This window comes from Ectothiorhodospira sp. 9100, assembly GCF_022227565.1.
Taxonomy (GTDB): Bacteria; Pseudomonadota; Gammaproteobacteria; order Ectothiorhodospirales; family Ectothiorhodospiraceae; genus Ectothiorhodospira; species Ectothiorhodospira marina.
Window position 1 is genome coordinate 1 of record NZ_JAJNAN010000149.1, and the last position, 428, is coordinate 428.

Below are 428 nucleotides of genomic sequence, written 5' to 3' on the forward strand. Positions count from 1 at the left end.
GCAGGGCCCTGGCCACTGTGGCAGCGTGTTTTTCAACGCCCAGCAGGTGTTCATCCAGCGGCTGATTGGGTCGGCCGGTCTTGCGGATCGTATTGGCATAAAGCGCATAATTGGACTCGCCACACACACGGTGCCGAGGATCCTCAAGACTCGAGTAGTGGTGGTCGGCCAGCATCAAAGTGAGACGAGCCAGATGGAGAGTGTACGGATCATCGAGCCAGGCCGTTGGGTGCGGTGAAAGCCGCTTGAGGAAACGCTCAGCCAACTGTCTTGCCCGCTCCCGCCACCTATGGGTGATCACCGGCAAACCTTGCGGAAAACTCCAGTAAAGCCCGGGCTGGTTCTCCCCCAGGGGCTCGGCCATCTCATTCCAGTCAGCCGTGATCACCGCTGGCAGGTTGTTTAGCTGATCTGCTTGAAAGGCAGGC

The 428-nt window shown here is 59.3% G+C and carries 1 pseudogene; it reads right to left on the reverse strand.

From position 1 onward, the window contains the following. Positions 1-428: pseudogene (locus tag LPW29_RS15385) on the reverse strand (type I-F CRISPR-associated helicase Cas3f); the annotation flags it as partial.